The 26580-nt window shown below is 63.1% G+C and carries 19 protein-coding genes and 2 pseudogenes; 13 read left to right on the top strand and 8 right to left on the bottom strand.

Translation table 11 applies throughout. From position 1 onward, the window contains the following. Positions 1 to 444 precede the first annotated feature (444 nt). Complete coding sequence (locus ACFCU0_RS10270) at positions 445 to 879, top strand: DoxX family protein (protein WP_434973575.1); 435 nt, start codon at positions 445 to 447, stop codon at positions 877 to 879. Positions 880 to 1430: 551 nt separating this feature from the next. Here ACFCU0_RS10270 and ACFCU0_RS10265 read toward each other — a convergent pair. The 4 genes from ACFCU0_RS10265 to ACFCU0_RS10250 are packed head-to-tail and all read right to left on the bottom strand — an operon-like array spanning position 1431 to position 6360. Continuing rightward, on the bottom strand, positions 1431 to 3152 hold the full coding sequence (locus ACFCU0_RS10265; protein WP_434973574.1) for a PepSY-associated TM helix domain-containing protein: 1722 nt from the start codon (positions 3150 to 3152) through the stop codon (positions 1431 to 1433). An 11-nt stretch (positions 3153 to 3163) separates the two neighbouring features. Further along, entirely contained in the window at positions 3164 to 3451 is a 288-nt protein-coding gene (locus ACFCU0_RS10260; protein ID WP_434973573.1) for a hypothetical protein, read from the bottom strand. Further along, the gene (locus ACFCU0_RS10255; protein ID WP_434973572.1) at positions 3448 to 3801 is read right to left on the bottom strand and encodes a hypothetical protein; all 354 of its coding nucleotides are present in this window, start codon (positions 3799 to 3801) and stop codon (positions 3448 to 3450) included. Before ACFCU0_RS10255 ends, ACFCU0_RS10260 begins: the two co-directional genes overlap by 4 nt. Positions 3802 to 3861: 60 nt before the next feature. Further along, positions 3862 to 6360, bottom strand: a complete 2499-nt coding sequence (locus tag ACFCU0_RS10250; protein ID WP_434973571.1) for a TonB-dependent receptor — start codon at positions 6358 to 6360, stop codon at positions 3862 to 3864. Positions 6361 to 7185: 825 nt separating this feature from the next. Between ACFCU0_RS10250 and ACFCU0_RS10245 the strand changes: the two genes are divergently transcribed. Next, positions 7186 to 7617: a hypothetical protein gene (locus tag ACFCU0_RS10245; protein WP_434973570.1), complete on the top strand. Its 432-nt coding sequence runs from the start codon at positions 7186 to 7188 to the stop codon at positions 7615 to 7617. Positions 7618 to 7683: 66 nt separating this feature from the next. Here the strand turns inward: ACFCU0_RS10245 and ACFCU0_RS10240 are convergent, their stop codons facing one another. From ACFCU0_RS10240 to parS, 3 genes are all read right to left on the bottom strand, one after another. After that, on the bottom strand, positions 7684 to 8592 hold the full coding sequence (locus ACFCU0_RS10240) for an SMP-30/gluconolactonase/LRE family protein (RefSeq protein ID WP_434973569.1): 909 nt from the start codon (positions 8590 to 8592) through the stop codon (positions 7684 to 7686). A 125-nt stretch (positions 8593 to 8717) separates the two neighbouring features. Next, positions 8718 to 9194, bottom strand: a complete 477-nt coding sequence (locus ACFCU0_RS10235) for an RES family NAD+ phosphorylase (protein WP_434973568.1) — start codon at positions 9192 to 9194, stop codon at positions 8718 to 8720. 62 nt (positions 9195 to 9256) lie between these two features. After that, the gene (gene parS, locus ACFCU0_RS10230; RefSeq protein ID WP_434973567.1) at positions 9257 to 9697 is read right to left on the bottom strand and encodes a type II RES/Xre toxin-antitoxin system antitoxin; all 441 of its coding nucleotides are present in this window, start codon (positions 9695 to 9697) and stop codon (positions 9257 to 9259) included. Between the two features lie 339 nt (positions 9698 to 10036). Between parS and ACFCU0_RS10225 the strand changes: the two genes are divergently transcribed. The 3 genes from ACFCU0_RS10225 (at position 10037) to ACFCU0_RS10215 (ending at position 16038) form a co-directional block, all read left to right on the top strand. Then, positions 10037 to 10285 (top strand): hypothetical protein, encoded by a 249-nt coding sequence (locus tag ACFCU0_RS10225; protein WP_434973566.1) that lies wholly within the window; start codon positions 10037 to 10039, stop codon positions 10283 to 10285. A 4-nt stretch (positions 10286 to 10289) separates the two neighbouring features. Beyond that, positions 10290 to 10796 carry a hypothetical protein gene (locus tag ACFCU0_RS10220; RefSeq protein ID WP_434973565.1) on the top strand — a complete coding sequence of 169 codons (507 nt, stop codon included), beginning with the start codon at positions 10290 to 10292 and terminating at the stop codon, positions 10794 to 10796. A 262-nt stretch (positions 10797 to 11058) separates the two neighbouring features. Beyond that, positions 11059 to 16038, top strand: a complete 4980-nt coding sequence (locus ACFCU0_RS10215; protein ID WP_434973564.1) for a lamin tail domain-containing protein — start codon at positions 11059 to 11061, stop codon at positions 16036 to 16038. A 222-nt stretch (positions 16039 to 16260) separates the two neighbouring features. Here ACFCU0_RS10215 and ACFCU0_RS10210 read toward each other — a convergent pair whose 3' ends face one another. Then, positions 16261 to 17424: a formylglycine-generating enzyme family protein gene (locus ACFCU0_RS10210; protein ID WP_434973563.1), complete on the bottom strand. Its 1164-nt coding sequence runs from the start codon at positions 17422 to 17424 to the stop codon at positions 16261 to 16263. A gap of 921 nt (positions 17425 to 18345) precedes the next feature. On the opposite strand from ACFCU0_RS10210, the gene ACFCU0_RS10205 reads away from it, so the two are divergent. The 8 genes and pseudogenes from ACFCU0_RS10205 (at position 18346) to ACFCU0_RS10170 (ending at position 26421) form a co-directional block, all read left to right on the top strand. After that, complete coding sequence (locus ACFCU0_RS10205) at positions 18346 to 19968, top strand: universal stress protein (protein WP_434973562.1); 1623 nt, start codon at positions 18346 to 18348, stop codon at positions 19966 to 19968. A 33-nt stretch (positions 19969 to 20001) separates the two neighbouring features. After that, a pseudogene (locus ACFCU0_RS10200) lies at positions 20002 to 20241 on the top strand (monovalent cation/H+ antiporter complex subunit F); the annotation flags it as partial. A 191-nt stretch (positions 20242 to 20432) separates the two neighbouring features. Continuing rightward, positions 20433 to 20879, top strand: a complete 447-nt coding sequence (gene mnhG, locus ACFCU0_RS10195; RefSeq protein WP_434973561.1) for a monovalent cation/H(+) antiporter subunit G — start codon at positions 20433 to 20435, stop codon at positions 20877 to 20879. Between the two features lie 78 nt (positions 20880 to 20957). Then, positions 20958 to 23234: pseudogene (locus ACFCU0_RS10190) on the top strand (putative monovalent cation/H+ antiporter subunit A); the annotation flags it as partial. Next, a complete protein-coding gene (locus ACFCU0_RS10185) occupies positions 23226 to 23807 on the top strand; it encodes a Na+/H+ antiporter subunit B (protein ID WP_434973576.1) in 582 nt (193 codons plus the stop codon). The pseudogene ACFCU0_RS10190 and the gene ACFCU0_RS10185, both read left to right, overlap by 9 nt. Before the next feature lie 81 nt (positions 23808 to 23888). Continuing rightward, positions 23889 to 24248: an NADH-quinone oxidoreductase subunit K gene (locus ACFCU0_RS10180; RefSeq protein WP_434973560.1), complete on the top strand. Its 360-nt coding sequence runs from the start codon at positions 23889 to 23891 to the stop codon at positions 24246 to 24248. A 57-nt stretch (positions 24249 to 24305) separates the two neighbouring features. After that, the gene (locus ACFCU0_RS10175) at positions 24306 to 25856 is read left to right on the top strand and encodes a Na+/H+ antiporter subunit D (RefSeq protein WP_434973559.1); all 1551 of its coding nucleotides are present in this window, start codon (positions 24306 to 24308) and stop codon (positions 25854 to 25856) included. Positions 25857 to 25941: 85 nt separating this feature from the next. Beyond that, positions 25942 to 26421, top strand: coding sequence for a Na+/H+ antiporter subunit E (locus ACFCU0_RS10170; RefSeq protein WP_434973558.1), 480 nt, complete (start codon positions 25942 to 25944; stop codon positions 26419 to 26421). Positions 26422 to 26580: the final 159 nt, after the last annotated feature.

Raw genomic sequence — 26580 nt, 5'->3', positions numbered from 1 at the left:
GCGGACCGTGCGACGATTCAACCGTCTATCGTCGACGTCATTCAGACTCCAGACCTCGTTTGGGTTCTGTTGATTGTACAACTTGGTCCTTCACGCGCCGCGAGTTGTTTCTTTGTGCGAGCTCGAGTAGTGAAATGGTGGCCGGATGGATTCGGCTGATGGGGTTGTGAAACCGTTGCGGCAACTCCGACACCACCCGCTGAATCTCCTGGCAGAAGACAACCGCAGGACCATCCGTAATGAGCGGGATGAGCGCATGCTCCTGTCCAGGCAATAGGATTCGGCGTCATCCGGTCGTCCAAAAACTCGCGCCGGATCGTTCCCGTCGTCCTGTTCCTGTGTAACGTCTCGCATGCTCAATAAACCCAGACGAGCAAGATGGGCGCTCTCATTTTATCACGGCCCATTCCCTGCTACGTCATTTTCGCAATGTACCAAAGACTGATGAGACAGCTTCACGCGTTCGTTCCTCATGCACACTGGCTGCTTCGTGCGGCTCTCGTAAGCGTATTTTTCTTCCACGGCATCGGCAAGTTCATGGACCTGGCCGGCACGGCCGAGATGATGGGTGGCATGCCGATGGCGATCCTGGCCGCTGTGATGGAGACAGGAGGTGGCGCGCTCATTCTGTTCGGCGGTTTCGGGAACGACCTGCTGACACGCATCGGCGGGCTCCTGATCGCACCTGTGATGGCAGGCGCCATTGCCATGGTGCACTGGGGGCAGTGGAGCTTTGCCCCGTCCGAAACCCACCCGATGGGTGGAATGGAGTTTCAGGTTACGCTGCTATTGCTTGCACTCTACTTCGTTGTTGTCGGCAACGAGGCTCCGGAAGTAGCCGAAGACCCATCTCCTGCACATGAAACATCGAATGGGTGAGCCAACCTCGGTTCTCCACATATTCCGATCTCGGGCCATGTTGGAGGGCAGAATGTTTGATCGTTGGCTCTTAAGGATTACCACATCGCCACAATGTCCTCTGAAGAAACCAATTCTCGTCAGCGAATCGTAAACGACGTCTGAGCGGGATCAGGATTTCCGTAAGCAGCAGGCGATTCGCTCTCGGATCTATTGTAACGGAAGATACAGGCACCCCGCGTCGGCGTTGTTGAACCGGGGTGTCTGTATTTTTTTTCGTAGGATGGCGCCCGCAGACTCCGTCGTGTGCGTTCCATTCCGTAACACGGGGCGCATGATGCCGATCGTGGTTCTCGCTTCGGCGGTTTCCACATTCCGGTTGAGCTCGAACGCGAGCTGCCGGTCGCGCGACCAAATCATCCAACGGTGTGTTCAGACCCTGAGCGTCGCGGCTCAACCACGAATGCTGTCGCTGCGGGATCTCAACGTGCGATCGGAGGGACATCTCCCCCTTCTTTTTAGCTATTCCGACGGTTGACGCTGCTCCGCCAGGCCGGTAAGCTGTAGATTCCTTACGCCCGCCCTCCTTCAACCGCCAGGGAAGGTCCTGCGCGATCCTGCTCCGGCGTGCTGTTCCGTTCACCTGCGGCATCTTCCTTCAGCGCCGGGGGATCCAGCCGTGCGGCCGTCCAGAGGAGCGCCAGCCCCATCAGAAGAAATCCGACGTCGATCGTCAGGATGCCCCACCAGCTGTTGGCCAAGGACACCCAGGGGGTAGCGCCGTTGAATCCGCTCGCTATAGGAACCAGCAGACTCAGGACGCCGGCGAGGGCGAGCTGCCACCGGGCCGCGCCGACCGCCGACGAGCCGGAAAAGGCCGCGAGGGTCAGAACGAGCCAGCCCCCAAACATTGCCATGTGCTCCCAGAACTGGAGGTCGGGGAGGTCGAGCGGGAGGATCGATGTGGTTAGAAAGAGAAGCGGCACGGCGGCGACGAGTCCACACCCGATGCCGACGGTCAGCCGTGCTAACACCCGGTGGAGTAGCGGCGTTGCACGAGGGTCGTTCGGTCGTCGGACCAGAATCCAGAGGATGTTGCCGGTCAGGATAACCGCGCTCGTCGTCAGGGCCAGGAAGAAAAAGAGGATCTTAGCGACGGGCGTCCCGAGGCGGGCGTAGTGAAGGTTGGTCATGGCTGCCGCCGCGCCGCCGAGGGCGGAGGCGGTCGGTACATTGCTGGCTGCGAGGACATCGCCGGTCGCAGCGTCCAGCGCCGCGCGTGGAGCCGCCGTCAGCGCATTGTCGGTTTCACCGTAGACGAGCACGACTCCGGCGTCGTCCGCCCATCCGTGGACGATGATCGTAGCCGTCTCGATTCCGTGCTCGTGCCAGGTGTCCGGCACCCCGTCCGCGTACGTGGAGAGGGGGAGCATGGGAACGGCCTCCCCGGTCACCTCGTGCGGCGGCATCTCGAACCCGGCCAGCTCATCGTTGACGGCGCCCCGGTCGCCGTCGAACACCACGAACACGGTTGGTGCGAGCAGGATGACGAGCAGCGACAGGAAAGCGCCGGTAATAGCGTACATCGCGGCGAACGGCAGGCCGACGAGTCCGAGTACGTTGTGGGCATCCGCCAGCTTCGTTCGCAACGTCGATCGGGGACGGAAGGTGTGCCAGTCTTTCGGTAGCTTCCGTAGATGGATGATGATGCCGCTTACGACAGCAAACAGGAAGAAGACGGCCACGAGGCCGGACACGATTTCCCCCCAGATGCCCGCCTGGCCGAAGAAGTGCAGGTCGTAGAGGATCTCCGAGAGAGCACTCCGGCCAACGTGGTTCTCGACCGTCGGCGTGAAGGCTTCTCCCGTGGAGGCATTGACGTACGCCTGCACGGCCCGTGTGCTGTCGCCCGATGGGGTGTCGTAGCGGACGAAAAAGTAGGTTCGGTCCCGAAGCGGATACGTCACCTGAACGTCGCTCCCTTGCGCCGGCGGTGCGTCGACGAAGAGCGGTTGAGTGATGGCATCGGCCGAAAGCGTCGTCTCGCTTGCGCGAAGGCCCGGGTCGGCCCAGGCGTGGAGTTCGCCGCGGTAAAGGGCAAACGCCCCGGCAAAGAAAATCACGAACAGGGCAAGCCCGATGACGATGCCTGTCACGGAGTGTGCGTCCCAGAAGAGCTTGAAGGCACGCGGCCCCACGAGCTTCTTCTTCGAGCCGGCGGTCGGAGACGGGGAACCGGTCGCGTCGCCTGCGCCCTGAGCGGGCGGGGCGTCCGGGCGGGCGTTCGTGTCCATGACGCGTAAGGCTAGAGGAAATAACCGAGGGCAGTAACAAGCGCGAAGAGGATCACCGTGCCGCCAACGCGGAGCCACGCGCCGCGCCCGGTGGGTGCAAGCACGGCCCATACGATCAGACCGCACCATACCGGCACGGAGAGCACGACGCTAGTCGCCACTGCGACCCCGACCGGCACGCCGAGAGCGGGGAAGGTGGTACCGAGGGCGAGGCCAAACAGGATGAACGCCACGAAGCCGCCGAGAACGGCTGCCGTTCCTTTGCCCCACGCCTCACCGGATGTCCAGTCGTGCTTCATAAGTCGGAATGGGTTTGCAGGTTCGCAGGACGTGCGGTGGGCCGAGACGGGGGGCGGTTCGCAGACGACTCAGCCGCCGAGCGACGGTGTCGGGAGTCGCGTTTCGGGAGGACGAACGGTCCAAAGATGGCGAGAGCGGAGCCCGCGACCATCATCGCCGTCAACACCAGGACGGGCCCGACGGCGGTCCCCGTCGACACGATGGATAGCGACAGCGCCGAGAGCGTCATGCCGATCCCGATCCACACGTACAGGCCGGACGGCTCCACTGCTCTCGACTGTCGGCCCGGCGCAGCGGCGTAGAACGCACCGTACGCTACGGCCCCGAGAATCATCGCGATAGCGTCCATCGTCGGCGGTGGGGAGGTGGAGGGGATAAGCGTCGAAGGGTGCCACGCGTCGGCGTCCGTTTAAATCTGTGCCTTGAGGCTGAGCCCGATCACCCGCTGTGGGCGAAGGATCGTCACAACCCGGTCCTGCGCGTCCAGCTGAGACAGTTCGGGGGCCGTTTCATCGAACAGATTTCTCCCGAAGCCGGTGACACGGAGGCGCGTACCCTGCACGTCGAACGCATATCCGAGTTGGGCGTCCACAATCGTGTAGTCACCGGCACGAAGGCGCGGGTCGTTCTCCGGGCCGTCCGGGCCGTTGATCGTGCCGACGGCGGAGTAGTTCTCGCCGACGTAGCTCACGTTCAGCGCGCCGAAGGGGCCCGTGTTGCGCTCGTAGATGGCGCCTCCTGAAACGGTCTCTCCCGGCGCACCGGGAAACTCGAAGCCGGCGAGGTTGCGATCCGGGTTGCCGGGGGTAGGGGAGGCAAAGTCGTCGAACTCCGTGTCGGTGTAGCCGAGCGAGGTGTAGAGGGTGAGTCCGGTTGCGGGGATGGCGCGGAGCTCCAGTTCGCCGCCGTACAGCGTCGATTCGCCGGCATTCTCCGTACGGACGAGGCCGGTCGTGCCCTCGATCGGGACGCTGACTTGCTGATCGCGCCAGTCCGTGTAGAACACGTTGGCGTTGGCGAGGAGGCGGCCGTTGAGCCAGCGACCGCGCAGGGCGACCTCGTAGTTCCAGGTGAACTCAGGGTCGTACACGTTCGTCCCGCCGACCGGAAGGGCCTCCGACCCACCGGCCCGGTAGCCTCGTTGGACCGTCGCGCCGATGGAAAGGTCATCGGTCACGTCGACCGTGGCGCCTACCTTCGGAAGAAACGCTTCGTAGTCTGCGTCCAGGCTCTGCGGCTCCGTATCAACGGTCTGAAGCAGCGAGTTACGGATCTGCTGGTTGATCGCGTCCGGGAAGGGACTTCCTTCGATATTGACCGCCGGATTGTCGACGACGGTTTTGCCGCCGAACGTCTCGCGATCATAGCGGAAGCCGGCCGTCAGCGTGAGTCTGTCGGTGATCACCTCGTGATTGATTTCTCCAAACGCGGCGATGTTTTCATTCTCATCCTCGTTCAGAACGTTACGCGAGAAATTGACCTCGAAGACCGGAGGCGTCGTGCCGAGCAGCTGCTCGATTTGCGGCTGAACGATGGGATAAACGTTGCCCTGATCGAACCGGTCTCGCTCAAACCCGAACGAACCGTAGTATCCCCCGATCACCGCGCGAGTGCGGTCGGTCTCCACGTTCAGGCGAACCTCCTGCGTGACGTTCAGGCCGTCGGTGTTGGAGCGTTGGGCAATACCGATCGGCTCCTCCGGGTTCTCTGCCTGGTAGGCGAGCTGGTCGATGCGGTAGTCGCTGGCGACCACACCGGTCACGGAGGTGAGCTTCAGCACGGAGGTGATGTCGTAGCTCATCTCGAGCGACGTGTTGTGCAGCGTCGTCTCGGTGAAAGACGCGATGGCTCCCCGGTTTGTCCGGTCGGCCGTGTCGGTGACGCCGACGAACGAGTTGGGCCGGTCGAACCCGTAGGTGTATGTAAGCAGCGCTGAAAAGCCGGGCAGGGCGGACGGTGTTGCGAGGAGGCGTGCCCGCACGTTGCGCTGGGCAATGGTGTTCGTGCGGCCGAAGCCGTCCTGGTTGGAATCGATGTTTACGTAGTCGATGCCGGTATCCTGGGTCCCCCATTCGCCGGATACACGGAAGGCGAGCTGGTCTTCAATGATGGGACCGGTCACCATCATAGCACCTTCCCGTGCATCTTGGCTTCCGCCTCGGAGGCGGGCGGCCGCGCCCCAGTCAAAAGCCGGCGGTGCGGAGCGAACGTAGATGGCGCCCGCGAGCGCGTTGCGTCCGGAGGTGGTCGACTGCGGGCCGCGGAAAACTTCGACGGCTTCAACATCCCACATGCCGCGGATCGTCCGAGAGGTCGTGAAGGGGCCCTGGGGCACGCCGTCGATGTATAGCGTCGCGGTGGGTGTGCCACCGCCGCCGACGCCCACGTTGGTTACCCCGCGAATCGTAAACGTGCCGGCGCCGCTGGTCGATACGTTCCCGACCAGAAGGACTGCGTCTTCCCAGTCGCGCACGGGAAGGGCCTCTGCCTCGGCCTCCGTGACGACACCGACGCTGGTCTGCGTGTCCTGGAGATTCCGGACGAACTTCTCGCTGCGCACGACAACCTCAGCAAGTTCGGTCGCGCGTCGCGTCAGCGAAAACGAAACGGTGGTACGCTCCCCGGCTTCGACCGTGACCGTCTGATCTTGCGATACGTACCCGACGAAGGACACGTTGACGGTGGCGGAGCCGGTCGGTATGCGTTTCATCACGAACCGACCGAACGCATCCGTCGCGACGCCGCGGTCGGTGCCCTCGATTTGAACGTTGGCACCCGGAAGCGGCTCTCCCGAATTCGCCTCCACGACGCGGCCGGCGATGGTCCCGGTCTGCGCGTAGAGGGGCGTTGCGAAAACGAGCAGGGTCGCGACCAGAAGGAGCGACTTTCGGAGGGAGGGGAGAGGCATGCGTACTTCGATTCAGATCAATGGACACGGTTCGAGATCGTCGCACACCAGCGGCACGAGATCGATAACGGCCCGACACGGTCGCGGACAAGGGCACGGTTTGGCGCGCCCGGCACTGATACGCCCGTGTCATACCGCCTAATCACGGACGCAAAACCAATCTAGACTCAATATAAATAACTTTCAAGCGGGGAGTCCGCCGCTGGACGGTCGGCATCGTTCTTAACAAAAAGTGAAACTGAAAACTGGACGCCAGGCAGCCGCATCCGGGCATCCGCTGGATGCAAGCAACATTTCCGCGTCCGGACATGGACCCGGTGCCCGCACATGTGGCTCTTCGTAAATCTTGAAGACCGGCGGGGCGGCTTCGAAGGAATGCTCTCGCGTGGTCTATGCGGCACTCAGGGCAGGTTGACGTCCCTCTTGTTCGGCGCGGCGCCAGTACCTTTCGGGAAAGGAGAGAAAACGACGTTTCTTATACCGGAGCCGTCGGCATTTCCCGTCGGGCGTCATCGATTTGACCGGATACGTCTATCGCCACCACTCTTCCCGGATGTCCTCCGCATACAGATGATAGAGAATGCGCCGGATTCCCGTATCTTTTAAATGGCCGGGTGCGCCATTCCTCCCAACCGGTGACATGCTGTGCGACCCTACCGGCGCCCGACCAACGTCTAACGCCGGAATGCCCGAAACAAAAGGGAGAACGATGTTAGGTCGAGAATGCGGAAAAAACATGTCGCATATAGTCGTGTACGGTATTATATAGTAGCAGTATAACGCGAGCTCGGAGTGGCAGCTGATTTACAGAAATCAATAGACCGCATGAGTAAGACATTTTTTGAGTATGCGAAGTCGAACGGCCTGGACACGCAGGTCATTGACGGTCGACCTACGCTCGAGGAAGAAGTGGAAGACGAGGAAGGGCGGTCCAGGGCCACGTGGATCCTGACGTCCGACCGCGACCGCGACGGCGACCCCTTTGCGGCGCTCAACCGGGGCCACGAAACCACGCAGGTCAAGTCGAAGGGCTCGACGAACGTCAGCATTGATACGGTCGTCGTCGACATCTGCCAGTTCTACACGGACGGCAGCAAGGTCATCGCGCACGTCCGGGTCTCGAGTGGATCACGACGTGCATGCGTCGAGCAGGCCTGGCGCAAGTTCATGCGACGTCACTGCCTGAAGCGGGCGAAAGGCCTGGATGTAGAGCCGGCCCGGTTCGGCATTATCGTGCGGCAGACGGAGGGAGGGTGATCTGGGATTGGGAATTGGGAATTGAGAATTTAAAATTGGGGATATCGGATGGGGGATTGGCGGTGATCAGGACTCGTCATTGTTGCCGGTGGTGACCTCGACGCGCAGGACCTCCGACGGGCTGGTGATGAAAAGCGTAGTGCCATTTTCTCCGCCCCAGGCGAGGTTGGTTGCCCGCTGGTCCAGCGATAGCCGCCCGACCTCATCGCCTTCGTTGTTCAATACGGTAATCCCGCCGGGTCCCGTGGTGTAGAGGCGTCCCGCATCGTCGGTGACCATTCCATCCGCTGCTCCGGTATCATCGCTGGCGCCGACGCTGGCGAAGCGGATTCCGTTCTCGAGGTCGCCCTCCTCCGTCACCTCAAACCGCATGATGTCGCCCGTTTCCGTGTCGTTTACGTAGAGATAGGACTCGTCGGGCGAGAAAGCGATGCCGTTGGGAAGGCGGAAGGCATCGTAGAGCTGGATTGCTTCACCATCGCCCCCCACGCGATAGACGCCGGCGACATCGAGTTCGCGTTCCGCATCCGAGACCCCGAACGGCGGATCGGTGAAGTAAATCAGCGAGTCAGACCGGATCGCCACGTCGTTCGGACTGTTGAGGCGCTTTCCCTGGTACTCCGTGACGACGGCAACCATGTCGCCGGAGTCCATGAGACGCGAAACCCGTCCGGCATGCTGGGCGAGGATGAGCGTACCGTCTGGCATCTCCGCAATCCCGTTGGACCTGCCCGAGGAGTCGACAAACACGGAGGTTTCGGAGGAGGAGGCGTCCCACTGGTACACCCGGTTGGCGGGGATGTCACTGAAGAGGAGGCGTCCGTCGTCGAGCCAGTGCGGGCCCTCGGTGAACTCGTAGCCGCTGGCGATGACCTCCGGCTCGCCGAAGGAGACCTCCGGAGCCGGTGAGCAGGCGGCGAAGAAAAGCAGGGATCCAGTCAGGCAAACGACAGCACGAATCGCAGATCTCATCATTGGTGGGCGGTCAGATCGATTGGAACGAGGAATGGTTTGTCGAGGCGCACTATTGCCCGTGGCTGTAGATAGATTCGGCTACGGAGGGGCGGCGTGATGCGAACCGGATGGATCGCATCCGCCGTTCAGCCGATCCGTTCATCGACTGGAAAGCGTTCGTGCTCGTGAATCCGGATCTCGTCCATGGCCGGGTGGGCCGGGTTGAGCACGACGTTCCAGCTGTAGGGCACAACCACAGAGGGAACGATGAGTGCGAGCGAGTCCTCGTCGTTGAGCCAGTCGCGCCCGATCCGTTGCGATATGGTTCCCGGGGGACGGGCGTCCCACCCGGAGGGGAGATTCGCCGGGTCGAGCCGGCGGATGAGGTCTTCGCCGGCGTCTTCTGGCAGTTCGAGTCGGAAAAACACGTACTGCTCCAGATGGCGGTACGCGGGGAGCGTGGTGAGCGTCTCCAGGGCCGCAAGGGCGAGGGTTTCCGCCGTATACACGGCGCGGTGGCCGGGCGGGTTGAAGCGACCACCGTAGAGACGCGCCCCCTCGCCGCTGAAGGCCGAGTCGGCATAACTGCGTTTCGTGAGCCGCCAGAGCGTGCTGAACGCCATAAGAGGGTAGGGGCCGTAGCAGTCCACGGCTGGTCATGAAGGAGACGCGCATCTCCGGCCGATTACACGGGAATCCCGTGTTCGAGCCGGCCGAGGAGCCGCTCCACTTCTCTCGCGCCGGGTTCATACCGGGCAATTTCAAGGGGGACGCGGCCGCCGATGGCGTGCTGCTCGGACTGCAGCCAGTGCCGGGCATCGGCTTCCGATTCCAGCACCTCCACCGTGCGCTCGAACAACCGGGCCAGCCGGAACAGGCGATCGGACTCTTCCGCCGTAAGCCGCCCGCTGTCCTCGCGGCGTTTAAGGGTGCGTGGCGACGTGCCGAGCCAGCGGGCAAGATCCGCGGTCGACAGCTCCATGCGGTGTTTCAGCGCGTCGAGCGTTGCGGTCTCGAACCCGCGATCGATGGCGTCGAGCCATTGATCCAGCGTCCCGGGGTCCTGAAGGCCGATGGACCAGCCGAGATCCGGTCGGCCGGGCAGAGACGTCGTGGAGATAGGCATGATGGGAGGGGACGACCCACTCTGGAGTACATGTCGGCGAATTGGCGATCCAAAATCGACATCTGTCACGTTTCACGCCGCGGCGTCTACAATGTTCGCTCTACTTGACCTGTGGGAAATCGGCGCACGCCGTCGTCCCACACATACCTCTGCGTGAGGCGCCGAAAAAACCGTCTTCCTGTAAGCATGAGGCGTCCGCATCAGTTTTTTGGCAAACAATGAATCATTCTTCGTTCACATGAGTGCGAGGTACGCATGATGATTGACAAATAGATGATGGACATGGACGGCCGAGTCCGTTTGTAGATCAAATCTTTCTTACTGACGCCCCCATTCGACATGCTGGACATTCACGCGCTGCAGCTCCTGTCGAAGCTCATCAACGTGTCGTATCTCTGCCGCGAGGCGGGACTGAACCCGCGGACCATCCAGTCGAAGCTCCGTCGCGGGACGGAACTCACCGTGAAGGAAAGCCGCGCGATGTATCGTGTGCTGCGCAGCGACTTCGGGGCCGCGGGCTTTGAACTCGCAGATAAAAACGCGGCGGTCGGCGATCCGTCGCCCACCTGGGAAGACCTACTGACGTAACGCGATGCGACAGACAGCGGGGATGACCGTTAGGGAAACGCTCCGTCACTGGGGACTCAGTCTCGCGCTCGTCCCGCTTATCGCGTACGTCGTCGTCGCATATGCCGCGGGGTGGTACACCGTCTTGGATACGGCCTCGCTGATCGTCCACGAGGCCGGGCACTTCTTTTTCCGACCGTTCGGGTGGACGCTCTACCTTCTGGGAGGCTCGATCTACCAGTTGATCCTTCCGTCCCTCTTCGTCTGGACCTTTCTTCGGTCCGAGTACCGCCCGGGCGTGCAGGTCAGTTGTGCATGGCTGGGTCAGAATGCTATGAACGTGGCGACTTACATCGGGGATGCACAGGAGCGGGCGCTTCCACTCATCACCGGTGACGTCGAGACGCACGACTGGTGGCAGCTTCTCGGCGCCGCGGGTCTTCTTCCATACGACGATGTAATCGCCGGCGGGGTCGTCTTCTTCGCCGTCCTGTGCTTTCTCGCGGCGCTCATTGCCCCTCGCGCCCTCTAAACGTGATCCGCTGCCCGATCTGACAAGGACCCGTCAGAGGGATCACAGAGAAAATTATGTTGTGGATCGAGGGAAATTGAAGTCGTTATCACGTTGACAAACGTCGCGGCGTGTACCTTGCTGCTGTCGTTGTTGAAGGATCGGCCGTCGCCACCCTTCGAACACGATCCGCCCCCCGCCATCGACAGCGCCCCCCATGTTGTCTCTCTCTCACTGCGGTTCTGGCCCCGGTACACGTTCCCGGCGCCGGACATCGCTCGTTGTGCCCGTTCTGTCCCTCGTCTTTTTGTTTCTTGCCTCGGTTCTGCCGTCTACGGCGCAGGTTCCTCAGGAGTCCATTTATCCCGGTCTGACGGGGCAAGAGCTCATCGACGCGATCCGGGCAGACTACACCCCCGTGCAGACGCTCGGGTACGACGTCGCCCGGGACGAACTGTACCGCTACCTGGACACGGAGCGCGGCACGCTCGTCTGCGTCTACGGCGGCTACTCCGTCGACATCCCACTGGGGGAAGACCCGTCCAGCTACGCGTACCAGGGCGGGAGCGGGATCTCCGCTGAACATACGTGGCCGCAGTCGAAGGGCGCCGGGGACGAGCCGCAGAAGTCGGACATGCACATCCTGTATCCGGCCAAGCAGTCGATCAATTCAGCGCGCGCGAACAATCCGTTCGCGGACATCTCCGACGCGGAAACCGATGGGTGGTATGTCGGCGCGCAAAGCCAGTCGAACACGCCGACGTCGAATATCGATGCGTGGAGCGAGTCCGATGGCGCGTTCCCGGGCAATGCCAGCTACTCCGGTCGCTTCGAGCCGCGCGAGGATCACAAGGGGAATGCTGCCCGCGCGATGTTCTACTACTTCGTCGTCCACAACAGCTCGATTTCGGACGCTTCCTTCTTCGAGGCCCAGCGCGATGCGCTAATCGACTGGCATAACGCCGATCAGGTCGACGTGAAGGAATCGGACCGAAACCTGTGGATCGAGACGAAGCAGGGTACGGCGAACCCCTTCATCGCCGACACCACGCTCGTCCGCCGCATCTTCGAGGCGTCATCGGGCCCGACGGTCCAGTTCCTCGCAGGCTCCACGATCGCCGCCGAGTCCGCCAGCTCCATCACCCTCACGGTAGAACTCAAGAACCCGGATGGGACGGGGGTCGACGTGGACGTTGCGCTCCGGGAGGGGAGTAGCACGGCGGACGCAGCCGATTTCGGCGGCTTCAGCACGCAGACGGTGAGCTTCAGCGCCTCCGCCGGCGACGGTACCACAAAGACGGTTACGGTCCCGATCACGGACGACACGGCTCCGGAGCCGGAAGAAACCGGTCGCTTCGCCCTAGAAAACGCGACGGGGGCTCTCGTCGGGGCACCGGGGACGACCGACATCACGATCGCGGACGACGACGGGACGCCTCCCGGCCTGCTTATTAGCCAGTACGCGGAGGACGGGAACGTAAAGGGGATCGAACTCTGGAATAGCGGCTCGACGGTCATCGACTTCGCCTCGACGCCGTTGACGGTCAACCGATACGCGAACGGCGGAGACACGCCGGCGACCGAGTTTGCTCTCGCAACGGGAACGCTAGCTGCTGGTGAGGTGCTCGTCATCGCTGATGACGGTGCGAATGCCATCTGGAGCAGCCTCGGCATCGTGTTCGAATCGGCATCGCTTCAGTTCAACGGAAACGACGCCCTTGAAATCCTGCTCGGCGGTCAGCAATCCGACGTTCTGGGGATGCTTGGTACGGATCCCGGCGCGGCGTGGACCGGGGGCAGCGTGAGCACGGAGGGGCAAAACATCGCTCTTCGTCCCGGTATCACCACCCCAGATGCGGACGGCTGGATGAATCCGTCGCTTCGGTTCGGACGCATGGCCGCGGGGCCGCTCGACGACGGCGTGGGTGGCGACCTCGACGCATTCGGCCACCCGCCTGGCGAGGCCCCGTGCCCTGTCCCCGACGCGCAGCCGGACGGCCTGAATCTGTCGGCCACCGCGGCTTCGCTGACCGGCGAATTCGGTGCGGCAGCCACGGCCGATGAGTATCTGATCGTGCTCTCCCCGGAGGCGAGCATGACGCCGCCTCCCGTGAGCGGTACCTCATACGGCGAGGGAGACCCGCTTGGCGACGGATCCGTCGTGCAGTCCGGTCCGGCCACGACGTTCACCGCGACCGGACTGTCGTCCAGCACGACGTACTCGGCGTTCATCTACAGCGTGCGATTGATGTCACGGATCGACGGTCCGTGTACCGGTGCCCCGGTGTACCGTGCAACGGCGCCTCTCACCGGGACGGTGACGACCTCCTCCGACGGGGACGCCATGGCGCTGTTCATGGAGCCGTTTAATGATGCCACGCAGTATATCTTCGGCGACGGCCAGTCCGACGCGCGGGATGGCGACTCGAACTACTTCACCCGCACAGACGGAGCCAATATCAACAAAGCGTACACGGGCGCAAACGGCGCCTTTTTCGCGGGGCAGGACCTGGACGACGGGCAGGTTCTCGGCACCGCATTCCCGGGCACCCTGACGTGGACCGGAATCGATGTCTCCGGGATGAGGAATCTGGAGCTCCATCTCCTCATCGCTGAGGACCTCGAGAACGGAGGCGACATCGACGAGACCGACTACCTCCGTTTTGAGATTCGAATGGACGGCGGCCCGTGGCAGCCGGTCCTCGCGTTCGAAAACGACGGGTCCGCCTACAATACGTCCTTTCTGGAAGATACGGACTTCGACGGTACCGGGGACGGCACCTCGATCAGCAGCAGCGACGGAACGATGGTTTCGTTTACAAAACCCGTGGGAAGCACCGGAACGACGCTCGACCTTCGCTTCACGGCTTCGGTGGACGCCGGCGACGAGGACTTTGCCGTCGACGAGATTCGGATCACCGGCGAGAGCACGGTGTCGTCGGGCTCAGACGGAGATATAATCGTTACCGAGGTAATGCAGAACCCGTCCGATCTGAGCGATGCGGACGGGGAGTATGTCGAGCTATACAATACGACCGGCACGGACATCGACCTGGAGGGCTGGACGGTCCGAGATGACGGGTCGGACCGTCATGTGATCGGTGAGCGCCTCGTCGTCCCGGCGGGCGGGTACAGGCTTCTCTGCAAGACGCTGTCGGCTGCCGACGGATGCAGCTACGCCTTCGGAGCGGAAATGGCCGTCGCGAACGGCGCAGACGAACTTGAGCTCGTGGACCCGGACGGCACGGTGGTTGAGCGCATCGCCTACGACGGGGGAGCCGTCTGGCCCGACCCGAATGGCGCGGCGATGGTCTTTACGGGAACGTCGGAGGACGACACCAACGATGGGACGCTCTGGGTGGAAGCGACCGCACGTCAGCCAGGCTTCGATCTTGCGAGCGGCACCGACCTTGGTTCGCCCGGCATCCGCGGCACGGACCAGCGTATGGACGTGGTCCAGACGGCAGCCGATGTCGAGGGTTGGCGGCTGATGGCGGCCCCCGTCCCCGGCTTGACCGTCCAGTGGCTTGTCGACAACGGAGCCCACGTCCAGGGAATCAACCAGAACGACCCCTCGTCTGACCCGAACGTGTTCGTCCGCTACGACGGTCCGGGCGGTGCGACCGAACAGGAATACTGGCGACCGGCGACGGACGCTGCCGATGCGCTCGAGCCGGGCTGGGGTTTTCTCTGGAATCCGAACGGCACGAATCTGCCGACCACGTTTCGGACGACGAAGCCCAGCACCCTTCCCGCCGGGGATTTCACCCTGAGCGGCATCCCCACGGATGAGCAGTGGCACGTGATTGGCAATCCGTTTCCGAATCCGATAACCATCGACGACATCAATCTCGCCGCCCGGTCTTTTTCCACGACGCTGCAGGTGTGGGATCCATCGGCCGCCACCTACCGAACCCTGACGCAGGACACGGGGGCAGATGCGCTTGCGGCCATGGCCGGCGCCTGGGTGCAACGGGTGAATACGACGGGGACGTCGACCCAGCTGACCGTTCCGGCGAGAAGTCAGTCGGTACGTGGGGCGCCGTTTTATAAGGCCGTCCCCGGCTCCGATCCCGGCTTTGTCCATCTCACCCTCACCGGGTATGATGACAGGGGAGAGGTCGTGACGGTTGACGAAGCTGCGACGCTTATCCTGCGGGACGAGGCGGGCGAGGCTCTGGACGTGTATGACGCGCGCAAGCTGACCCCCATCACGGCCAGCTACGCGACCATAGCATTCGATGGGCCGGCCGGGGAGAAGGGGGCGCTCAGGGCGGTTGCGTCGCACGACTGGCCGCAGGAGCGCCGCGACGTGCCGTTCGACGTCGTCACCGCGGGTTCGCCGTCCGTGGCCACGTATCGTCTCACATGGCCGGAGGTGCAGATTCCGGCGGAGTACGAGATATCGCTGATCGATCGGGCGACGGACGCTGTGGTCGATTTGCGGAGCGAATCGCAGTACGAGTTGACAGCCGGCGGAGAGGCGCAGGCGACGCGATCTCAGGCGGTCGAGGCCGGCCCGGCTACCGTACGTGTCACATCCACAGGCTGGGCGCGTGGTTCAGCGGGGTTGACGTCCCCGTCCGCAACGCCCCTGCGCCGAATCGAGCCCTCAATGCGGACGTCCGCCGACGCTCCAGCGACGGCAAAAGCAAATGCCGATGCCGCGCGCTTCGTCCTGGTCATCAGCACCTCCCCCATACCGGTGGAAATGGCGACGTTCACGGCGAAGCTTGACAACCGGTCGGCCGTGCTCGAATGGACGACGGCGACGGAGCAGGCCAATCAGGGCTTTCACGTCGAGCAGCGCGTCAAAGACGAAGGCTTTCGTGCCGTCGGGTTCGTGCCGGGAGCAGGCACGACGAATAAGCCGAAGCGCTATTCCTTCCGTAGCGACCCGCTCGACATTGGCGTGACGACGTTTCGGCTGCGACAGGTCGACGCGGATGGGACGGAGACCGTGACGCGGACCATCGACGTGCGCGTGCGGCAGGACGAACCCATCGTGATCGACGCGCCAAGCCCGCATCCCGTCACCGGAACGGCGAGAATTTTCGTCGCGGTTCGCGACGCGGCAGAGATGACCGTAGATCTCTATGACGTGCTGGGACGCCGTATCCAGACATTGCATCACGGCCCCGTCCAGAGCGGTCAAACCGTGGGGTTAACGATTGACGGTGCGTCGCTTCCGAGCGGCATCTATTTCCTGCGCGCAACCGGAAACGGAGCAACGGTGACCCGGCGCATATCCGTTGTGCGGTGACAAGTTGTACGCTGACACGCGGCAATGCTGTACGAATCGAATTGTGATTTGGTGCGTCGATCCGTCACGAAGGGTCGACCCCAGTCCGCACATTCGAGCCGGAAAAATTGAGGGATGTCCGTGCCCTTCTCGTCGGCCCGGGTCCAGGTAACAATGCGACCGGAAGCGACGGTTTACCTGACAAGCCGCTGGACGGCAAGCCGTTACCGGGTCGTTCGGTTTCTACCGTCGGTTCCCCGTAGGTCTGGACGGCGTCGTCGAGCGGTTTGCGGCTCGATCGTTTGCGCAGCGGAAGCCCACGCGGAGGGATGCCTCCGTTTCATCCTGAAAGTCGCGGAAGCCGACGCCGAGGCGGAAGGCGTTCGATTTCCAGGAGCCTCCCCGGACAATGTGGCGCGTTTCATCCGGATCGCGGAACAGCGGGTTGAAGTCCGAGATGTCGTCGTAGCGCGGGGTGTAGGCATCTTCAACCCATTCCGCGACATTTCCGGCGACATCATGCAGGCCCCAGTCATTGGGCGGGTAGGAGCCTGCGGGCGCGGTGAATGCGTAACCGTCCCGATCTTTTCCGCGACGTCCGGGGTCGTAGTTGGCCAAGAACTCGCCGTCCGAGCGCTGAATTGAGAATCCGTCCCACGGGTAGATGCCGCCGACGATGCCCGCCCGCGCCGCATACTCCCATTCTGCTTCGGTCGGGAGGCGCTTGTCGGCCCATGCGCAGTATTCTCGAGCTTGCTCCCACGTGACGGCAACGACCGGATGCTGCGCGTACGCGTCGCTGTAGAAATATTGCGACCATGCAACCTGGATATCGGCATTTTGCCACGCCGATGAGTCCGGCCGGGCGTCCGCGCGCCGGTCCGTGGAGATGGAGTCGAGATACGCCCGGTAGTCGGCGTTCGTCACCTCGAAGCGATCGATGTAGAACTGCGACAGTGAGACGCGTTTGCGTCCGGCCGTCTGGATATCGAACGGATCAGCATCCGTGAGTCCCATGATAAACGTTCCGGCCGGCAGCCGGACGGACTGCTCATCCTGTGATAGCATCGGGGTGCCCGATACAGGAGGAACGCCGGGATCCTCAAACGGAGGCGGACCGGACCTCGGCACGACCAGCGGGTCGCTAACTTTCAGGTCTTCCCGCGCGTACGGCCGCTCGTAGGATTGCCGCGCAGGTCCGCCTGATCCAGCTCGGGCTGGATCCTCGAACGGGGTCTGCACCGACTCCCCCGGCGCCCGGGTGGTTGACCGATCCCAGCCGCGTGGTCCGGTATATTCTTGTTTCTCTTCGGTAGAATCCTCGTCTTTCTCTGCCGTCGCTCCGGATCCGCCGCACCCCGTCAGGGCGAGGCAGGCGATGGCAAAACCGCAAACGATAAGACGCATGAGGATCATTGAACGGGTGGGGGGAGAACGAACGAGTGCAAAATGAGGGAGCGCATGCATCAAGCGCAAATCCTCCGAAACCGCAGAAGGTCGCTCGGGGGAAGGTCCGATTCCCGTCGGCCACCGCATTACGTGCCATTGTCGTGCCGAATTTGCTCGACCGCGCCACCTGACGGCAGCACGGGTACCATCAACGCGCGGATGACCACTGCCTGTGTTACGGGCTCGTTTCAGTTCTTCGGCTCTGCGGTTCGATTTTCGGAAACTGGGAAGAATCTTCTGAAGTATACATGCGCAGAAAAGCAAACAGGGTCATGCTTCCTCATACAATGCTGCACGGCATTGCGACCTCATGATGTACCATGTCCTCTCACGATCGAGTGCCATCGACGCGACGTGCTCCATCCTCGCGTGGATCCTGTTTGTGAGCGAAGTTCTCCTTGAACGCATTTCTCGTGCGTAACGACCCGATCCCGTCGGATCGGTGTCCTTCGCTGTCTCCCCTTTTCGGTGGAATGAACGGACTACGCTGGAAGACCTGTAGGTCGTCCGGTTTCCTCCGGCATCACGCTATCTGTTCCTTACGCGTCCCGCGTCGTCGGTTGCGCATACAGCAGTCGATGTTGCAGTACGGGTTGGGTTCTGTAGAGGTGGTGTGGCGGTGCTCCGTCCGATCGTTTCGGTGACGACGAGCCGTCTGCGTGTTGTCTGGTCTCTCGAGGGTCATCTGCCTCCGCCCGCGGATCCCCGGTTGCGTGAAGCAGAATCATCAACAGAGAGTGCCGTTCGACCGCGCCGGTGTTGTCTGGTCCTGCGTCTCCCGACCGGTTCGTGCCAACGACCGGTTCGTGCCAACGACACGTCGTCGCGTCATTCCATCGGTTTCTCTCGATGCCTCCGGAGTCCTTCGCCTTTGCTGCTATGATCCAGCTTGAGTCTATCCTCGTGGGTACGGACCTCACCGTACACTGCGATTCCGTCCTTCAGTCTGCCGCATGTCTCGCTCGCCAATCTGGCGCGGAGCTCCACGTCGTGTATGTCGCTTCGGAGTGGGACCGCGACGACGAGCAGCCGCGGGACGCCCTGGACGCTCAGATTCGACGCGTGCTGCCGAATGATCCCCCGACCACCGTTGAAGTGCGGTTCGACCGCCCGTTTCACGGCATTCTCGTGCACGCGGCGGACGTCCACGCGGATCTCGTCGTGTTGGGGCCGACCCGCTCTGCGCCCGTCGTATCCCGCGTGCAGGCGACGACGGCGGAGCGAATCGTTCGATCGGCCGAGGTGCCGTGCCTGGTCGTCCGTTCGCCGATCACGAGAGGAGTCAATCGCTACGGGGTCGTGCTCGACGGGGCAGTGTCCGACCGCGGCCTGATCGATCTACTGGCCGACTGGTCGCCCCGGCTGGGCCCGGCGCCGGAGGTGACGCTTGTCGACCCGGTGCCGTCCGCGACGCTGGATGGGGCTGATCCGACCGATCCGATCCAGTTGCGCGCTGAGCATGCCCTGCCCGCGCACGTCGCGCTGTCGCGGGCCCGCGTCGACGGATCCGACCCGGTGGATGCTCTGATCGAGTGGGCGCGCATTGCCTCAAAGCAGTGGCTCGTTGTGACCACCTCGGCTCGTGCGGGGATGAACCGGATCTGGAAAGGGAGTCGTGCGGCGCGCCTGATCCACGAGGCGCCGTGCTCCGTGCTGCTTGTACCATCGACGTTTTGGCGCCGAGCGCCGATTGAGCTCGGCCGAGTCGCTGTCGCCGTTGGGCCAGGCGCCCGAGAGGGCGCACCCCGACGGTGGATCGAGGATCGCGTGGCGCACGCCCGGGAGTCGATGAAACTCATCCCGGTCGACGAACACGAGGACATCGTCGAGGCGGCATGGTCGGCACGGGCCGATCTCATTGTCGTCGATGATGATCGAACGAGCGGAGACTCGAAATCACCGCTCGACCCCGACCTGGAGGCGATTCTCGAGAAAACACCGGTCCCCGTTCTGGTTCTGCGAGATCTGCCGGAGGGGCCCATCGAGCACGTTCTCGTCGCCGTTGACACCGGTGAGCTGTGGTACGAAAAATTCGGGTGGGCGCGTCGACTGAATGACCGTTTCGGTACGCGAATCACGGTCTTTCACGCCGTTGACCTGGCGCTGAAAAGCCGGGTGCGTCGGACGCCGGGGGGCGAGTTCGTGTCGGGGGTGTCGACGTGGATGAAGGATGACGTGGAGCGCACGGTCTTGCCGGCGATGCGTGCCTGGCTTTGGGAGCGAGTCCGCCTGGCGGAATTGCCCGAGGACGCGGTGGACGTGAAGGTGAGCCTCACCGATCCGTGGTATGCCATTCCGACGCTGGCGCTGACCAGTGGCGTAGACCTGGTCGTGGCGGCGGTGCACAGCGCTCCGGGCCCGGACCCGGCGCCGCTCAGCCCCATTGCTCGCGCGGTGCTCACGGGCGGGTCGTATTCGGTTCTGGGCGTCGTCGACCGGGAACGGGCCATCGCTCGTGCTCACGAAGACCACCAGACCGAGGTTGAACGCCTTCAATCTTAACCTCGCGCCTTCCGTCGTTTACACCCGTTTCGCATGATTACGATCGCTTACGTTCTTCTTGGAATCTCGCTCGTCCTGGTGACGGGACGGCTTCTGGTCGGACCGAGTCTCTCAGACCGCGTCGTCGCCCTCGATATGCTCTCGTTCATCGCCGTCGGCGTAATTGCCGTCTACACGATCGCGACCGGATCAGCGGTGATGCTGGACGCAGCGCTCGTGCTCGCGCTCGTCGCCTTTCTGGGGACGGTGGCCTTCGCCCGCTTTGTGGAACGGAATCCGTCGCTTCTCAGCTCGGATGAGCCGGCGGACTCGGAGGCAACGCCGGCGTCGCTGCCGGCTGAAAGCGCCGCCACGGCATCCTCCGAGAGATAGACTCGCGGCGTCCATTTCGACCGCCGGTCGCTTCGCACGTTTGCTACTGGCCGGTATCCGTCCGTTCCGACCCATCCGTTCCTGCATCCCCTATGTCGATTCTCGTTTCTGCATGTCTTCTCATCGGCGGAGCGTTCGTTCTCGTCGCCGCAATTGGCCTTGTGCGATTGCCCGACCTGCTCATGCGCATGCATGCGGCAACGAAGGCCGGTACGCTGGGGGCCGGGCTCCTGCTGGCAGCCGTGGCCTTCTCCGTCCACGGGGACGGCGTCGCCGTGAAGTCCGTCGCAACCATCGTGTTTCTGCTGCTGACCGCGCCGATCGCTTCCCACGTCATCGCTCGCTCCGCCTATTACGCGGGCGACATCAAGCTCTGGGACAAGACGCATCTGGATGAGCTGGCTGAAGCGATCGGGTCCGGAGAACAGGCTGACGCACACCGTGCCGCCGTGAATGAAGGAAACCCGCCACGGTCCGCCGCACGAGCCTCCCGCATCGATCCGCCCGGGAATAACGATGCGGTCCCGACGGACGCCTGAGTCCACCCGCCGCCGGAGTACGAGTCGGCGATTGCATTCCGCCGCCCCCTTTGCTGACGACTTATACTTTTTTCTTCTATGATTCTCGCCGTCCTGATTACATTTTTTGCTGCGGGAGTGGCGCCACTCGTCGCGAGGCACGCCGGGCGACGCACCGGATGGGTGCTTAGCCTCGTGCCGGCCGGGCTATTCGTCTACTTCGCAACGTGGATCCCTGCAATTCAGCAGGGTGAGATCGTGCGTGTGGCGGTCGACTGGGTGCCGCAGTTCGGCGTCCAATTCGCCTTCGTCCTCGACGGGCTGAGCCTCCTCTTCGCGCTTCTCATCACGGGACTTGGTACGGCCATCCTCGCCTACGCCGGCGCCTATCTGGAAGGCAACCCGGATATCGGCCGCCTCTACGTCAGCCTCATCGCGTTCATGGGGGCGATGCTCGGCGTCGTGCTGGCGGACGACCTGATCGCGATGTTCGTGTTCTGGGAGCTGACGAGCATCACCTCGTATCTTCTAATCGGTTTCAAGCACGAGAAGGCCTACGCGAGGAAATCGGCGCTTCAGGCCCTGCTTGTGACCGGAGGAGGGGGGCTCGCCCTTCTCGCCGGCGTCATCCTCCTGGCCTCCGCCGGCGGCACGACGTCCATCACGGGGCTCCTGGCGGCGGAGACGCCGATCACGGAGCATGCCCTCTATCTACCGGCGTTTATTCTGATTGCCATCGGCGCGTTCACGAAGTCGGCGCAGTTTCCCTTTCACTTCTGGCTGCCGAACGCAATGGCGGCGCCGACGCCGGTGAGTGCCTTCCTGCACTCAGCGACGATGGTTAAGGCGGGCGTATATCTCCTGGCGCGCCTGGACCCGCTGCTCGGCGGAACCGCGGCGTGGACCTGGTCGCTCAGCGTTGTCGGAGCAATCACGATGCTCGTCGGCGCCATCGCGGCCGTGCGCCACACCGATCTGAAAAAGGTACTCGCGTACTCTACGATCACGGCGCTTGGGACGCTCGTCGTCCTGATCGGGCTCAGCTACCCCGCCGCGTTGAAAGCAGCCATCGTGTTCTTGATCGTGCACTCGCTGTACAAGAGCGTCCTGTTTCTGGTCGCGGGATCCGTGGATCACGAGACGGGTACGCGAGACGTTCTCGCGCTTGGGGGGCTGCGTACAAAGATGCCGTATTCCTTCGGCGCCGCGCTACTTGCCGGGCTATCGATGGCCGGGCTACCTCCGCTCTTCGGCTTTGTCGGAAAAGAGCTGGCGTATAAGGCGAAACTCGGCGTGGAAGGAATCGGCTGGGTGCTGCCCAGCGTGGCCGTTGCGGCCAACGCCTTGACCGTGATCGCAGCTGCGATTCTTGTGGTTCGACCCTTCTTCGGGCGCTACAGCAGCCCGGAGCGCGCGCACGAAGCACCCTTTGCCATGTGGATCGGTCCGGTCGTCATCGGTGGAGCGGGACTTGTTCTTGGCATTGTACCGGGTATTCTCGCCGGTATCGTTGCGCCGGCGGTCAACGTCGTCGCGGGCGAACCCGTGCCGATCGATCTGGCGCTGTGGTATGGGCTCAACACGGCGCTGCTGTTGAGCGTGATCACGGTCCTACTAGGTGCTGTCGGCGCCTGGAAGATGGACGCACTTCGTATGGGACTGCAGCATCTCGACGCCCTGCGCCGTGCGGGTCCCGAGGCCGTTTATGATCGCCTCATGAACGGGCTGCCACGTCTGGCGGAATGGCAGACATCTTTTTTTCAGGGCGGAAGTCTGCGCACCTATCTCGCGGCGACAATCACGACGCTCGTCGCTCTGGTTGGCGGCACGTACCTGTGGCAGGTCGGCATGGTCGTGCCATGGCCCGCGCCCGATCTTAGGCCGATCGAGCTTGTGGTGACCGGCATCGTCGCGGTGTCTGCCCTCGCCGTGACGGTCGTGCGCTCGCGCCTCGTGGCCGTGACGGCGCTCGGGGTGGTGGGCGTCGGTGTGGCGTTGCTCTTCGTGCTCTTCAGCGCGCCGGATCTGGCGATGACGCAGTTTCTCGTGGAGATCCTCATCGTGGTGATCGTGCTGCTCGTCATGCAGCACCTCCCCGACGAGGTGAACCGGACATCGCTGGGCCAGCGGATCCGGGATGCCGGGATCGCCGTCGGCGCCGGCGCCGTCGTGACCGTCCTCCTGCTGTCGGTAGGTCAGACGCCGGTCAGCCGTCATCTGTCCGACTTCTTCGGCGAAACAGCGGTCCCCGGGGGCTTCGGTCGCAACGTCGTGAATGTTATTCTTGTCGACTTCCGCGCCCTGGATACGCTGGGTGAGATCGCCGTGATCGCTGTCGCCGCGCTCGGCGTGTTTGTCCTGGTGAAAATGAACGCGCCTCTCGATGGTCTGACACGTCCTGCGCACCCGTCTGTCGTTTTGCAGACCGGCACCCGGCTCCTTATGAGCGTGCTGTTGCTGGCATCGTTGTTCATGCTGTGGCGTGGACACAACGAGCCGGGAGGGGGCTTCATCGGCGGACTCGTTGCCGCGGCGGCTCTCGTGCTGTACACGATCGCCTATCGTCAGGCCGGCACGGAGCGAATGCTTCGCGTGGCACCCCGCGTCCTCATTGGGTCGGGGCTCGCCGTCGCGCTGGCAAGCGGCCTCTTTGCCGTCATGGCCGGAAAAACCTACCTGACCGGACTCTGGGCCGGAATCGAGACTGGCACGGGCGTACTGAAACTCGGCACGCCGCTGCTGTTCGACGTGGGCGTTTTCCTCACGGTCGTCGGCGTCGTCATGACCATGGTGCTGGCCCTGGAGCGGATCTCGACGGCCCCCTCACCACTGATGGACGGCGAGGGCGATGGCACCCGAGAACCGGGGACGCATGACGAACGCACGCGTCCGCCTGCTCGCCGCGCACCTACGGCGCCCGAGACCTCGGAGACGCTTCCGGCTTCCTGACGATCGCTCCACGGACCTTCGAAGGGCCCTCACGTCGCGCCGACCCCGTCGCACACTGCCCGTTGCCAGACCCCTGTTCTCATGGATATTGCAGCCGCACTATTGATCGGTCTACTCACGGCTTCCGGAGTGTACCTGCTTCTTCGACGCAGCCTCCTCCGGATGCTGTTCGGACTGATCTTACTATCGAACGCCGTCAACCTGTTGCTCCTTACCGCGGGCGGGCTGACGCGCGGTCAGCCGCCGCTCATCTCCGGCACCGAAACCGTAATGGACTCGGCTGCCGCCAATCCGCTGCCGCAGGCCCTCATCCTGACCGCAATCGTGATTGGATTTGGACTGATTGCGTTCGCCCTCGTCCTGGTCTACCGCACCTACAAGACGATGGGGACACTGGATGCCGATGCCGTAGCCGCAGGGACGTCCCGCGACGGTTCCTGATCTTGTTGGTGCGTGCGTCCGTCCGTCGCCCCATTCACCCCACTGTTTCTGACGTTCATGAGTGATCTACTCGTCCTTCCGGTCGTGATTCCCCTCGCCACGATGGTGGCGACCCTTCTCGCCTGGAGAGCCATTCGTCTTCAACGCATCCTTCACCTTCTCGGCGCCGCAGGCCTTGCCGTGGCCTCGGTTGTGGTGGCCGTTTCGGTGTGGAACGGCGGGATCATGCACCTGCAGGTGGGATCGTGGTCTTCTCCCTTTGGCATTACGCTCGTCGCAGACGTCCTGAGCGCAGCGATGCTGGTCGTCGTCGGTCTGACCGGCGCAGCCGTGGGCGTGTATGCCGTGGGATCGATCGGCGGCGAGCGGGAGCGGTTTGGCTTCTACCCGCTCTACCACGCGCTGCTGATGGGGGTGAGCGGGGCCTTCCTCGCGGGCGATCTGTTCAACCTCTACGTCTGGTTCGAGGTGATGCTCATCAGCTCGTTCGTCCTGCTCGTCCTCGGCAACGACACGGAGCAGGTCCGTGGCGCGAGCACGTATGTCATCATTAATCTGGTCTCGTCGCTCTGCTTTCTGGCGGCGATCGGTCTGCTGTACGGCCTCACCGGATCGCTGAACCTGGCAGATCTGGCGAGCCGCCTTCCGGGCGTCGGGGAGCCTGCACTGGTGACGACCATCGCGATGCTGTTCCTGATTGCCTTCGGCATCAAGGCGGCCGTCTTTCCGCTGTTTTTCTGGTTGCCGGCATCGTATCACACGCCGCCGGTCGCCGTCTCCGCCATCTTCGCCGGGTTGCTGACCAAGGTCGGGGTGTACGCGCTGATTCGTGTCTTCACGTTGCTCTTCACACAGGACATCGGGTACACGCATACGATGCTGCTGGGCATCGCCATGCTAACGATGATCACCGGCGTGCTCGGCGCGGCCGCCCAGTTTGAGTTCCGAAAGGTATTGTCGTTCCACATCGTGAGCCAGATCGGCTACATGGTGCTCGGCCTCGCCCTTTTCACCCCGCTCGCGCTCCTGGGCGCCGTGTTCTACATCATCCACCACATCATTGTAAAGACCAACCTCTTCCTGGTAAGCGGTCTCGCCCATCGGTTCGGCGACACGTTCGAGTTGAAGTCCCTCGGTGGCCTCTACCGGTCGAAGCCGTGGCTGGCGATCCTCTTTGCGATTCCGGCTCTGTCGCTAGCCGGCCTGCCGCCGCTGTCCGGCTTCTGGGCGAAGTTCGTCATCATCCGTGCGGGGCTGGAGACTGAGGCGTATGTCGCGGTCGCCGTGGCCCTCGTTGTGGGTCTCCTGACGCTTTACTCGATGACGAAAATATGGAACGAGGCCTTCTGGAAGCCGCTCGTCTCGTCCGACACGATGTCCGAAGCGGACCCCGACCGCGCGCCGGACGAAGGGCTCCTACCGAGGCCGTCTCTGGCCTGGATGGTGACCCCTGTTGTTGTGCTCGCCGTGATCACGCTCGGCATCGGACTCTACGCCGAGCCGCTCGCTATGATTGCCGTCCGCGCCGCCGACGAGCTTCTCCTGCCGGAGGCGTATGTCGAAGCCGTTCTTGGGTCCGACGTGGCCGAGAAACGGTCGCTGCCGTAATACCTTCGTGTGGATGATTCCCGACACATCTCCACACGCATAATCGATATCACGTTAATTCATAGTCGACCGTTCATACACTACGATGAATCTCTTTTTTCTCAATGTCGTGCTCGCCGTCGCCTGGGCTGCCGTAAACGGTTCGTTTTCGGCAACGACGGTGATGGCCGGGTTCGGCCTCGGCTACCTGGTATTGCTCATCGCGCGGCCCGTTTTCGGCCGCTCGGCCTACTACGGCGGGTTGTGGCGGGTGCTCGCGTTTGCGGGGATCTACGTGTGGGAGCTGATCGCCTCGAGCGTCCGGGTTGCCATCGACGTGCTGAGCCCGCGCCTGACCATGCGCCCGGCCGTGGTCCGCGTCCCACTCCTCGCGCGGTCGGACGCCTCGGTCACGCTCCTCGCCAATCTGATTTCGCTGACCCCGGGGACGCTCAGTCTGGAAGTGGAAGAAGGCAACGGAGCCCTCTTTGTCCACGCGATGGACGTGCAGGACCCGGAAGACCTCCGCCGCGAAATCCGGGACACCCTGGAGCGGCGTGTCGTCGCACTCTTCGAACCGGCGTAGGGATCGGTGATGCGTTGGATCGTTCAGGTGTTGGGGCGTTGGATCGTTGGGGCGTTGGGCCGTTGGATCGTTGAGTCGTTAGATCGTTGAATCGTTAGTGCGTTGAATCGTTGGTGCGTTCGGGATCGCCCGCCCACTCGGATTCAAATCCGACCCAGA

It is taken from the genome of Longibacter sp. (genome assembly GCF_051155795.1).
GTDB lineage: Bacteria > Bacteroidota > Rhodothermia > Rhodothermales > Salinibacteraceae > Longibacter.
Note: the sequence above shows the minus strand (reverse complement) of the source record. Positions and strands in the feature narration are given on the sequence as shown.

Excerpts from the sequence above, each read along its gene's own strand:
- ACFCU0_RS10270 (WP_434973575.1), top strand. The coding sequence starts at position 445 with ATGAGACAGCTTCACGCGTTCGTTCCTCATGCACACTGGCTGCTTCGT.
- ACFCU0_RS10265 (WP_434973574.1), bottom strand. The coding sequence starts at position 3,152 with ATGGACACGAACGCCCGCCCGGACGCCCCGCCCGCTCAGGGCGCAGGC.
- ACFCU0_RS10260 (WP_434973573.1), bottom strand. The coding sequence starts at position 3,451 with ATGAAGCACGACTGGACATCCGGTGAGGCGTGGGGCAAAGGAACGGCA.
- ACFCU0_RS10255 (WP_434973572.1), bottom strand. The coding sequence starts at position 3,801 with ATGGACGCTATCGCGATGATTCTCGGGGCCGTAGCGTACGGTGCGTTC.
- ACFCU0_RS10250 (WP_434973571.1), bottom strand. The coding sequence starts at position 6,360 with ATGCCTCTCCCCTCCCTCCGAAAGTCGCTCCTTCTGGTCGCGACCCTG.
- ACFCU0_RS10245 (WP_434973570.1), top strand. The coding sequence starts at position 7,186 with ATGAGTAAGACATTTTTTGAGTATGCGAAGTCGAACGGCCTGGACACG.
- ACFCU0_RS10240 (WP_434973569.1), bottom strand. The coding sequence starts at position 8,592 with ATGATGAGATCTGCGATTCGTGCTGTCGTTTGCCTGACTGGATCCCTG.
- ACFCU0_RS10235 (WP_434973568.1), bottom strand. The coding sequence starts at position 9,194 with ATGGCGTTCAGCACGCTCTGGCGGCTCACGAAACGCAGTTATGCCGAC.
- parS (WP_434973567.1), bottom strand. The coding sequence starts at position 9,697 with ATGCCTATCTCCACGACGTCTCTGCCCGGCCGACCGGATCTCGGCTGG.
- ACFCU0_RS10225 (WP_434973566.1), top strand. The coding sequence starts at position 10,037 with ATGCTGGACATTCACGCGCTGCAGCTCCTGTCGAAGCTCATCAACGTG.
- ACFCU0_RS10220 (WP_434973565.1), top strand. The coding sequence starts at position 10,290 with ATGCGACAGACAGCGGGGATGACCGTTAGGGAAACGCTCCGTCACTGG.
- ACFCU0_RS10210 (WP_434973563.1), bottom strand. The coding sequence starts at position 17,424 with ATGCGTCTTATCGTTTGCGGTTTTGCCATCGCCTGCCTCGCCCTGACG.
- ACFCU0_RS10205 (WP_434973562.1), top strand. The coding sequence starts at position 18,346 with ATGATCCAGCTTGAGTCTATCCTCGTGGGTACGGACCTCACCGTACAC.
- mnhG (WP_434973561.1), top strand. The coding sequence starts at position 20,433 with ATGTCGATTCTCGTTTCTGCATGTCTTCTCATCGGCGGAGCGTTCGTT.
- ACFCU0_RS10185 (WP_434973576.1), top strand. The coding sequence starts at position 23,226 with ATGAACGCGCCTCTCGATGGTCTGACACGTCCTGCGCACCCGTCTGTC.
- ACFCU0_RS10180 (WP_434973560.1), top strand. The coding sequence starts at position 23,889 with ATGGATATTGCAGCCGCACTATTGATCGGTCTACTCACGGCTTCCGGA.
- ACFCU0_RS10175 (WP_434973559.1), top strand. The coding sequence starts at position 24,306 with ATGAGTGATCTACTCGTCCTTCCGGTCGTGATTCCCCTCGCCACGATG.
- ACFCU0_RS10170 (WP_434973558.1), top strand. The coding sequence starts at position 25,942 with ATGAATCTCTTTTTTCTCAATGTCGTGCTCGCCGTCGCCTGGGCTGCC.